The sequence below is a fragment of the Pseudomonas kitaguniensis genome, from assembly GCF_049199985.1.
In the GTDB taxonomy this organism is placed as follows: Bacteria; Pseudomonadota; Gammaproteobacteria; order Pseudomonadales; family Pseudomonadaceae; genus Aquipseudomonas; species Aquipseudomonas kitaguniensis.
Window position 1 is genome coordinate 17,675 of sequence record NZ_JBLZPT010000020.1, and the last position, 11,910, is coordinate 29,584.

An 11,910-nucleotide genomic window follows, 5' to 3' on the forward strand; every position below is an offset into this window, starting at 1 on the left:
ATGCTTTCCAACCCTAATATCGACTTGGTCTCGCGCTTTCTTCGCCTGCCTCTTGAACAACGCCAGCAGTTTTATCAGCGCCTGCAAGCGCGCGGCATGAGCTTTGCGCAATTGCCGATTGCCCCGACCCGCCAGGCTGCCGACACGTTGCCATTGTCCTACGCGCAAGAGCGCCAGTGGTTTCTCTGGCAGTTGGACCCGGGCAGCGCCACCTATCACATTCCCGGCGCGCTGCGCCTGCACGGCCAGCTGGATCTGGCGGCGCTGCAACAGAGTTTCGACGCATTGCTGGCGCGTCACGAAAGCCTGCGCACGCGCCTGGTGCAAGACGGTGAGCGGCTGCTGCAGGCGGTCATGCCGCAGGCCACGGTTGAAATCGTGCAGGTGCGCACCGACGAACAGCAGTTGATGGCGCAGGTGCAAGCGCAGGTCGCGCTGCCGTTCGATCTGCTCCAGGCACCGCTGTTGCGTGTGACGCTGCTGCAACTGGCCGAAGATGAGCATGTGCTGGTGATGGTGCAGCACCACATCATTTCCGATGGTTGGTCGATGCAAGTGATGGTCGAGGAACTCGTGCAACTCTATGCCGCTTGCAGTCAGGGCCGCAGCGTTGAATTGCCGGACCTGCCGATCCAGTACGCCGACTATGCCCTGTGGCAGCGCGGCTGGATGGAGGCCGGCGAGAAAGCCCGTCAGTTGGCTTACTGGCAGGCACTGCTCGGCGGTGAACAACCGGTGCTGGAGCTGCCCCTCGACCATCCGCGCCCGGCCCAACAAAGCCATCGCGGCAACAGCCTGCAAGTGCATCTGCCACCCGCATTGGTCAGCGCTATAAAACGCCTTGCGCAGCAAGAGGGCGCCACCCCGTTCATGCTGTTGCTGGCGTCGTTCCAGACCTTGCTCTATCGCTACAGCGGGCAGTCGGATGTCCGCGTTGGCGTACCCAACGCCAACCGTAACCGTGTCGAAACCGAACGGTTGATCGGCTTTTTCGTCAACACGCAAGTGCTCAAGGCCGACCTCGATGGGCAGATGACCTTCGTCGAACTGCTGCAACAGACCAAGCGTCGCGCCCTCGAAGCCCAGGCTCACCAAGACCTGCCTTTCGAGCAACTGGTGGTGGCGTTGCAGCCCGAGCGCAGCCTGAGCCACAACCCGTTGTTTCAGGTAATGTTCAATCACCAGACCGACGCCAAAGACGAGGGCCAGCAATTGCCGGGCCTGCGCGTCGCGGAGCTGGACTGGGACAGCCACACCACGCACTTCGACTTGAGCCTGGACACGCATGAATCCGCAGAGGGCATTTGGGCCGCGCTGACCTACGCCACTGACCTGTTTGATGCCGCGACGATAGAGCGTTTCGCGCAGCACTGGCAGAACCTGCTGCACGCCTTGGTGAGCGCGCCTCACAGCCGCATCAGTGACTTGCAGATGCTCAGCGACGCCGAACACGCGCTGATACGTCAGGCGTGGAACGCCCCGGCCACCCGCACTGAGTTGCGCGCGGTGCATCAGTTATTCGAAGCGCAGGCGCACCAGCACCCGCAGCGCCAGGCGTTGGCGCTGGATGAGCAGGCCATGAGTTACGCCGAGTTGAATCGCCAGGCCAACCGCTTGGCGCACTACTTGATCGGCCAAGGCGTAGGCCCGGAGGTACTGGTCGGCATCGCCGTGGAGCGCTCATTCGCCATGGTGGTCAGCCTGCTGGCGGTGCTCAAGGCGGGCGGCGCCTACGTGCCACTCGACCCTGACTACCCGCGCGAGCGCCTGGTGCACATGCTTGAGGACAGCGGCGTGCGACTGGTGTTGACCGAGTCTTCGCTGCGTCAGCGCCTGCCGTTGCCTGAGCGGTTGGCGACGCTGGACATCGACTTGGCCGATGCGCAGCTTGCGCAGTGTGCCGAGCACAACCCGCAGTTCGAGTTCGAGCCGCGCAGCCTGGCCTATGTGATTTACACCTCCGGCTCTACCGGCAAACCCAAGGGCGTGGCCATCAACCATGCGGCCCTGAGTGAGTTTGCGAGCATCGCCGCCGACTACTCGTGCCTGACCCCGGATGACCGGGTGTTGCAGTTTGCGACCTTGAACTTCGACGGTTTCGTCGAGCAGTTGTACCCGGCGCTGACCCGCGGCGCCAGCGTGGTGCTGCGCGGCCCGCAGTTGTGGGACGGTGCCGAGCTGTACCGGCAGATCATCGCGCAGGGCATCACCCTGGCCGACTTGCCAACGGCGTACTGGAAGCTCTTCTTGCAGGATTGCCTGGCGGCCGGCCCACGCGCTTACGGTGCACTGCGCCAGGTGCATATCGGCGGCGAAGCCATGCCGCTGGACGGCCCGGCGCTGTGGCGTCGCGCCGGGCTCGGGCATGTGCGCCTGCTCAATACCTATGGGCCTACCGAGGCGACGGTGGTGTCGAGTGTGCTCGACTGCAGCGACGCGACGACCGTGATCGGTGCCAGCGCCAGCCCTATCGGCCGAGCGCTGGCGGGGCGCGGCTTGTATGTGCTCGACCGCGATTTAAACCTGCTGCCAATGGGCGCGGTGGGTGAGCTGTATATCGCCAGTCAAAGTGGCCTGGCCCGCGCCTACCTGCAGCAACCTGCGCTGACCGCCGAGCGTTTTGTTGCCGACCCTCTGGGCCGCTCGGGCGAGCGTGTGTACCGCACCGGTGACCTGGCACGCTGTCGCGCCGACGGGGTGATCGAGTACGTCGGGCGTGTCGATCATCAGGTCAAAATTCGCGGTTTTCGCATCGAGCTGGGTGAAATTGAGGCATTGCTGCTGGCCCAGCCAGGTGTGCGCGAAACCCTGCTGCTGGCCGCTGATAACCAACTGTTGGCCTACGTGGTGCCAACACAATCACTCGGTGAGGCAGAACAGGCGGCCGCCACTGAACAGCTCAAGGCCAGCCTGCGCGAACAATTGCCGGACTACATGGTGCCGGCGCACCTGATCTTCCTCTCGCACATGCCGTTGAACCCGAATGGCAAGCTGGACCGCCAGGCACTGCCCAAACCGGATGCCGGCGCAGTGCAAGCCGACTGGCAAGCGCCTGTCACGCCGCTGCAACAACAGGTTGCGGCGATCTGGGCGGATATTCTCGGCACTGAGCGCGTGGGCCTGACCCAGCACTTTTTCGAGCTGGGTGGGCATTCGCTGCTGGCGATGCAGGTGGTCTCACGCATCCGCCAGGCACTCAACCTTGAAGTACCGCTCAAGAGCCTGTTTGAACAGCCGCGCCTGGACGGATTCGTCGCCGCCATTGAAGCGCATTCCCCGACGGCACCCAAAGCTCCGGCGCTGCTGCCGGTGGGGCGTGACCAGGCGTTGCCGTTGTCATATGCGCAAGAGCGCCAATGGTTCCTCTGGCAACTGGAGCCGCAAAGCGCTGCGTATCACGTGCCCAGCGCCCTGCGCTTGAAAGGCCAGTTGGATGCGGCGGCGTTGCAACGCAGTTTCGACACGCTGCTGGCCCGCCATGAAAGCCTGCGCACGCATGTGCGCCAGACGCACGACGGCGCGGTGCAGGTGATTGCGCCAGTGGTGGCGTTGCAGATTGCGCACGACGACGTTGAGGAAGCGCAGCTCAAGGCGCGCGTAGAAGCTGAAATCGCCCAGCCGTTCGACCTGCAACAAGGCCCGCTGCTGCGTGTGACGCTGCTGCGCTTGGCCGCCGACGAACATGTGCTGGTGCTGGTGCAGCATCACATCGTGTCCGATGGTTGGTCGATGCAGTTGGTGGTGGAAGAGCTGGTGCAGCTCTACGCGGCGTACAGCCAGGGGCAGGACGTGCAACTGCCGGTGCTGCCGATCCAGTACGCCGATTACGCCGTGTGGCAACGCCACTGGATGGACGCGGGCGAAAAAGCCCGTCAACTGGCGTACTGGCGCGAGGTACTCGGCGGTGAGCAGAGCGTGCTCGAATTGCCCTTCGACCACCCGCGCCCGGCGGTGCAGAGCCACCGTGGCGCACGCCTGGCGATTGAGCTGGCACCGGCGCTGGCGCACGACCTCAAGACGTTGGCCCAGCAACAAGGCGTGACCCTGTTCATGTTGCTGCTGGCGTCGTTCCAAACCCTGCTGCACCGCTACAGCGGCCAGGAAGAGATTCGCGTCGGCGTGCCGATTGCCAACCGCAATCGCAGCGAGACCGAGCGCCTGATCGGCTTTTTCGTCAACACCCAAGTGCTCAAAGCCGACCTGCATGGGCAGATGAGCGTCGAGCAGTTGTTGCAGCACACGCGCCAACGCGCGCTGGATGCCCAGGCGCATCAGGACCTGCCGTTCGAGCAATTGGTAGAGGCGCTGCAACCGGAACGCAGCCTGAGCCACAACCCGTTGTTCCAAGTGATGTTCAACCACCAGACCGATGTGGGCCAGGCCCAGGTCCAGCATCAGTTGCCGCACCTGCGCGTAGAAGGGCTGGACTGGGAGAGCAAGACCGCACACTTCGACCTCGACCTGGATATTCAGGAGTCCACCGAGGGCATCTGGGCCACGTTGGGGTATGCCCAAGACCTGTTTGAAGCCGCCACCGTGCAACGCATGGCCCGGCATTGGCAGAACCTGTTGCAGGGCATGGTTGCCAATCCGCAGCAAAGCCTCAGCCAATTGCCGTTGCTGGACGCTGCCGAGCGCCAACAGATTCTTGAGCTGTGGGACTGCACCGATTCGGGCTTCCCGGCTACGCGCCTGGTGCATGAATTGTTCGCTGACCGCGCGCGTGAAACGCCGAATGCCGTCGCGGTCAAATTCGATGCGCAAACCCTTACTTACGCGGAACTGGATGACCAGGCCAATCGCCTGGCGCATGCGCTGATTGCTCGCGGTATCGGCCCGGAAGTGCGCGTGGCCATCGCCATGCCGCGCAGCGCCGAAATCATGGTGGCGTTCCTCGCGGTGATGAAAGCCGGTGGCGTGTATGTGCCGCTGGACGTGGAATACCCGCGTGACCGCCTGCTCTACATGATGCAAGACAGCCGTGCGCAACTGTTGCTGACGCATTCTGCCGTGCAGCAGCGGCTGCCGATTCCGCAAGGGCTGCAAGCGCTTGCGGTCGATAAGGCCGAAGCCTGGGCTGGCGCTGATGACAGCGCGCCACAGGTGACACTGCACGGCGACAACCTCGCCTACGTGATCTACACCTCCGGCTCCACCGGCTTGCCCAAAGGCGTGGCCGTGGCTCACGGGCCGTTGGTTGCGCACATCATCGCCACCGGCGAGCGCTATGAAACCGGCCCGGCGGACTGCGAGCTGCATTTTATGTCTTTCGCCTTCGACGGTTCCCACGAAGGCTGGATGCACCCGTTGATCAACGGCGCCAGCGTGCTGATTCGCGACGACAGCCTGTGGTTGCCGGAATACACCTACGCACAAATGCACCGCCATAACGTGACCATGGCCGTGTTCCCGCCGGTGTACCTGCAACAGTTGGCCGAGCATGCCGAGCGTGACGGCAACCCACCGGCGGTGCGGGTTTACTGCTTCGGCGGTGATGCCGTCGCTCAAGCCAGTTATGACCTGGCGTGGCGTGCGCTTAAGCCGACCTACCTGTTCAACGGCTACGGCCCGACGGAAACGGTGGTCACGCCGTTGCTGTGGAAAGCCCGCCGTGGCGACCCTTGCGGCGCGGTCTACGCGCCCATCGGCACGCTGTTGGGCAACCGCAGCGGCTACGTATTGGACGCGCAATTGAACCTGCAACCCATCGGCGTGGCGGGTGAGTTGTACTTGGGCGGCGAGGGCGTGGCGCGAGGTTATCTGGAGCGTCCAGCATTGACCGCCGAGCGTTTTGTGCCAGACCCGTTCGGTAAACCCGGCAGCCGCGTGTACCGCAGCGGCGACCTGACCCGAGGCCGCCCGGACGGCGTGGTCGACTATTTGGGCCGCGTCGACCATCAGGTGAAAATCCGTGGTTTCCGCATCGAGCTGGGTGAAATCGAAGCGCGCCTGCGTGAGCAGGACAGCGTCGGCGAAACGGTGGTGGTCGCCCAGGAAGGCCCGACCGGCAAACAGCTGGTCGCCTATGTGGTGCCGTTGGACCTGACGTTGCTCGACGATGCCGTGGCGCAATCGAACAGCCGTGAAGCACTGCGCCGCGCGCTGAAAACCCGCCTGCCGGACTACATGGTGCCCACGCACTTGATGTTCCTGGCGTGTATGCCGCTGACGCCGAATGGCAAGCTGGATCGTAAAGGCTTGCCGCTGCCGGACGTGAGCCTGATGCAGCAGGTCTACGTCGCACCGCAGAGTGAGCTGGAGCACAAGCTCGCGGCGATCTGGTCCGACGTGCTGCGCCTGCCGCGCGTGGGCGTGCATGACAACTTCTTCGAACTGGGCGGCGATTCGATCATTTCTATCCAGGTGGTCAGCCGTGCACGCCAGGTGGGTGTGCGGTTCACGCCCAAGGATCTGTTCCAGCACCAAACGGTGCAGAGCCTGGCGGCGGTCGCCCTGGAGGGCGAGGGCGCGGTGGTGCTTGATCAGTCGGCACTGACCGGCGAGTTGCTGCTGCTGCCTGTGCAACACGCGTTTTTTGACGATGAAATTCCTCAGCGCGAGCACTGGAACCAATCCGTGGTGCTGCAACCGCACCAACGGCTGGAGGCGCCGCTGCTGGTGGCGGCGTTGCAGGCTTTGATTGAGCATCACGACGCCCTGCGTACGCGCTTTGTTCACGCTGCAAACGGCTGGGCCGCGGCCTACCGAGGCCCGGAGCAGCACCAGGCCGAAGAGGTGCTGTGGCAGACCACGCTCACCACGCTGGAAGAACTTGAGGCGTTGGGCGAAGAGGCTCAACGCAGCCTCGACCTGAGCCAAGGCCCGCTGTTGCGTGCGGTATTGGTGGGCCTGGCCGATGGCTCACAACGCTTGCTGCTGGTGATCCATCACTTGGTGGTGGACGGGGTGTCCTGGCGCATCCTGCTGGAAGACTTGCAAAGCGCCTACCGCCAATTGGCTGAAGGCGCCAACGTGGTACTGCCGGCCAAAACCAGCTCCACACGCGCTTGGGCCGAGCGGCTGCAGGCTTACGCCGGCAGTGCAGCGCTTGGCCAGGAGTTGCGCTGGTGGCAGACGCAGTTGCACGGCAGCCGCGCCGGTTTGCCGGGCGCCGACCCGCAGGCCAGCGTGAGCAACCGCGATGCGCTGAGCGTGACCACCCATTTGGACCAAGGGTTTACCCGACGCTTGCTGCAAGACGCGCCAAGTGCCTACCGGACTCAAATCAACGACCTGCTGTTGACGGCGCTGGCACGCGTGATGGTGCGCTGGACCGGTGACGCGTCGATGTTGATCCGCCTGGAAGGCCACGGCCGCGAAGACCTGTTCGACGAGATCGACCTGACCCGCACCGTCGGTTGGTTTACCAGCCTCTATCCGTTGCAACTGGTGCCAACCGATTCGCTGGCAGGCTCGCTCAAACAGATCAAGGAGCAACTGCGCGCAGTGCCCAACAAAGGCCTGGGTTTTGGGGCCTTGCGTTATTTGGGCAGCCACGAGGCTCAGCAGGCGTTGGCCGCGTTGCCAACCCCGCGCATTACGTTCAACTATTTGGGGCAGTTCGACGGCAGTTTTGAAGGCGGCGAACAGCAAGGCCTGTTCGCGCCATCCGGTGAGGCCGGCGGCGCCGAACAAAGCGACGATGCGCCGCTGGGCAATTGGCTGGAAATCAATGGCCAGGTCTACGCCGGTGAGCTGAAACTGAACTGGAGTTTCAGCCAGGCCATGTTCGCGCCCGCCACCGTGCAGCAACTGGCCGATGACTACGCCGTGGAGCTGAAGGCCTTGATTGAGCATTGCTGCGCGGCGCCCCATCAAGGTGTCACGCCGTCGGACTTCCCGCTGGCGCGCCTGTCTCAAAGCCAACTGGACGCGCTGCCACTGAGCGCCGCTGAAGTTGAAGACCTGTACCCGTTGTCGCCGATGCAGCAAGGCATGTTGTTCCAGTCGTTGTATGGCGAAGGTTCTGGCGACTACATCAACCAGATGCGCATTGATGTGGACGGTTTGGACGTGCCGCGTTTCCGCCAGGCTTGGCAGGCGGCGGTCGACCGGCATGAAATTCTGCGCAGCGGTTTTCTCTGGCAGACCGATGTGCAGCAACCGCTGCAAGTGGTTTACAAGCAGCGCCGCATGCCGTTCGATGCACTCGATTGGCAGGGCCGCGCAGACTGCCTCGCGGCCCTCGACAGCCTCGCCGAATCGGCACGCGCCGAGGGTTTTGTGCTGGAACAGGCGCCGCTGTTGCGCCTGTCGGTGATACGCACCGGCGTGTCGAGTTATCACCTGATCTACACCAACCACCACATCCTGATGGACGGTTGGAGCGGTTCGCAGCTGTTTGGTGAAGTACTCCAACACTATGCCAGCGAGCCGCTGGCCGCGCCGACCGGGCGTTATCGCGATTACATCGCTTGGCTGCAAGCGCAGAACCAGGCCGTCAGCGAAACCTTCTGGAAAGAACAACTGGTCAACTTGCTGGCGCCCACGCGCCTGGCGCAAGACCTGTCGACCGACGAACCGGCGGCGCTGGCGGCCAACGGCGAACATCGATTGAGCTTTGATGCCGCGCACACCGAGCGCCTCAAAGCGTTTGCGCAAAGCAACAAAGTCACCCTCAATACCTTGGTGCAAGCCGCCTGGTTACTGCTGCTGCACTATCACACCGGGCAGGCCACGGTCGCTTTCGGTGCCACCGTGGCCGGCCGCCCCGCCGAGCTGCGCGGCATCGAACAGCAGGTCGGGTTGTTTATCAACACGCTGCCCGTGGTGGCCACGCCGGACGCACAGCTATCGGTTAGCCAGTGGCTGCAACAGGTTCAGGCGCAGAACGTGCGCTTGCGTGAGCAAGAGCATACGCCGCTGTTCGAGATTCAGCGCTGGGCCGGGTTGGGCGGCGAGGCGCTGTTCGACAGCATCCTGGTGTTCGAGAACTACCCGGTGTCCGAGGCATTGGAGCAGGGCGCGCCGTCGGGCCTGCGCTTTGGCGCTGTGCACAGCCTTGAGCAGACGCACTACCCGTTGACCGTGCTGTTGGGCATGGGCGAGAGCCTCGGGCTTGAATTCAACTACGACCGGCAGGCCTTCAGTGCCGCGCGTATTCAGGGTTTGGCTGAACACTTCGAGCAGTTGCTCAACGCCCTGATTATGGATGCCGATCAGCGCCTGGCCACGCTCCCTTCCGTGGCTCAGGCCCAGCGCGAAACGCTGCAGGCCTGGAATGCCACGGCGCAGACTTACCCGCTGGACCAAGGCGTGCATCAGTTGATTGAAGCGCAGGTCGCACGTACGCCGGAGGCTACGGCGCTGGTGTTTGCCGGGCAGCCACTGAGTTACGCCGAACTGAACCGTCGCGCCAACCGCTTGGCGCATCGTTTGATCGCGGCGGGTGTGGGGCCGGACGTGCTGGTGGGGCTGGCGGTGGAGCGCTCGATCGAGATGGTCGTCGGCCTGCTCGCAGTGCTCAAGGCCGGTGGCGCGTATGTGCCGCTGGACCCGGACTACCCGCGTGACCGACTCAGCTACATGCTGCAAGACAGCGGTGTGACATGGCTGCTGACGCAGGCGCATTTGCTCGAACAACTGCCGATTCCGCAGGGCGTTCAGAGCCTGGTGCTGGAAAGCGGGGCGGCGTGGCTTGAGGGCTATAGTGAGCACAACCCGGCTATCGCCCTACAGGGCGAAAACCTCGCGTATGTGATCTATACCTCGGGTTCTACCGGGCAGCCCAAGGGCGCCGGTAATCGGCATTGCGCACTGACCAATCGACTGTGCTGGATGCAACAGGCGTATGGCCTGGATGCCAGCGATACGGTGCTGCAGAAGACGCCGTTCAGCTTTGACGTGTCGGTCTGGGAATTCTTCTGGCCGCTGATGACCGGCGCGCGCCTGGTGGTGGCAGCGCCTGGCGACCATCGCGACCCGGCCAGGCTGGTCAGCCTGATCAACGCCGAGCAGGTCACCACGCTGCACTTTGTGCCGTCCATGCTGCAAGCCTTCTTGCAAGACCCGACGGTTAATGCCTGCCATAGCCTGCAACGCATTGTGTGCAGTGGTGAAGCCTTGCCGGTGGATGCTCAGCAGCAGGTATTTGCCAAGTTGCCGGCCGCCCAGCTGTACAACTTGTATGGGCCGACGGAGGCCGCCATCGATGTAACTCACTGGACGTGCGTCGACGAAGGGCGTGATGCCGTGCCGATTGGCCGGCCCATCGCCAACTTGGGCTGCTACGTGCTGGACGGCAACCTGGAACCGGCGCCGGTGGGCGTGTTGGGCGAGCTGTACTTGGGCGGCCTCGGTCTGGCGCGGGGTTACCACCGTCGGCCGGCGTTGACCGCCGAGCGTTTTGTGACTGACCCGTTTGGCAGCGGCGCACGCCTGTACCGCAGCGGCGACCTGGCGCGCTACCGTGATGACGGCGTGATCGAGTACGCCGGGCGCATCGACCATCAGGTCAAGCTGCGCGGGCTGCGCATCGAATTGGGTGAAATCGAAGCGCGCCTGCTGGAGCACGCGAATGTGCGCGAAGCGGCGGTGCTGGCCGTGGATGGCGCGTATCTGGTGGGTTATGTGGTGTTGCATGCGTGCGGCGAAGACTGGAAAACCGCAGTCGGCGAACACTTGGCTGCGCAATTGCCGGACTACATGGTGCCCGCGCAGTGGGTGCTGCTGGAGCAGATGCCGTTGAGTCCGAACGGCAAGCTGGACCGCAAAGCGCTGCCCACCCCTGAAGCAAACGCAGCGCAGGCTTATCAGGCGCCGCAGAGTGAAATCGAGCAGCATGTTGCTGCGATTTGGAGCGAGGTGCTCGGGGTTGAACGGGTCGGGCTGAACGACAATTTCTTCGAGCTGGGCGGGCATTCTTTGCGTGTGCTGCTGCTCAAGGAGCGCATCCGGCAGGTCAGCGGGGTCAACCTGTCCGTCAGTCAGTTGATGCTCAACCCTACCGTGCGTGGGCAGGTCGCTTGCCTGCAGGGCAGTGCGCGAAGCGAGTTGATCGTCAAGCTCAACAGCCAGACCCATGGCACGCCGCTGTTCATGTTCCACCCAAGCTTTGGCTCGGTGCATTGCTACACCGCCATTGCCCTGGCACTCCGCGAGCAGCGCCCGGTGTACGGCGTGATCTGCCGTGCGCTGGTGGAGGAGGGCGCGTCGGTGCCGGAGTGGCAAGCGATGGTCGACGACTACACCGCGCAATTGTTGAGCGCTCAGCCGCAAGGCGCCTATCGCCTGGCCGGCTGGTCGCTGGGTGGCAACCTGGCGATGGAAGTCGCCTATGCGCTGGAGCAAGCAGGGCGTGAGGTCGAATTTGTCGGCTGGATCGACGCTGCGCCACCGCAATGGCTCACGCCGTATTGGGACGCGGTGGTCATCGAGGAAGACCGTGAGGTGTCGGCCAATGAACGGCGCGCGGCATTGCTCGGGGTGATGTTCCCGGCGTTTGCCGAGCACATTGAAAGTGCCTGGCAGCAGTGCCAACGTGAGGCTAAGGACGAAGCGTTGCAATGGCAAGCGTTCGTGGCATGGGCCGAACATACGCTGGGTGAGGCGTTCACCGGCATCAAGGAAGAGTTGCTGCGTGGCAATGAAGCACAGATTTCCTGGGAGGTTGACCGGGCACTCAGTGAGCGTATGACGGCGGCGGACTTTAAGCCGATCAAGGCGCCGCTCAGTTGCTGGTGGGCTTCATTGAGCCGCGCCGGGCAGTTCAAAGCGCAGATTGAGCAGCACATGGTGGGTGTAATTGGCCAGGGGCGCATCGAGCGTTCAGTGATGATCGACACCGATCATGACGGGATCATCGACAGCGCCGAGTTCATCAATAGCTTGGTGGCCGCCATGGAGTAGGGCGCCGCTGCACAAAAAAACCGGATCATTGATCCGGTTTTTTTGTGCGTGTTTTCTGGCCCA

Annotated in this window: 1 protein-coding gene; it reads left to right on the forward strand. The window is 63.5% G+C overall.

What is annotated here, in order from left to right:
* On the forward strand, window positions 1-11,847 hold the full coding sequence (locus ACOZK9_RS21065) for a non-ribosomal peptide synthase/polyketide synthase (RefSeq protein ID WP_421556480.1): 11,847 nt from the start codon (window positions 1-3) through the stop codon (window positions 11,845-11,847).
* Window positions 11,848-11,910 lie beyond the last annotated feature (63 nt).

Excerpts from the sequence above, each read along its gene's own strand:
- ACOZK9_RS21065 (WP_421556480.1), top strand. The coding sequence starts at position 1 with ATGCTTTCCAACCCTAATATCGACTTGGTCTCGCGCTTTCTTCGCCTG.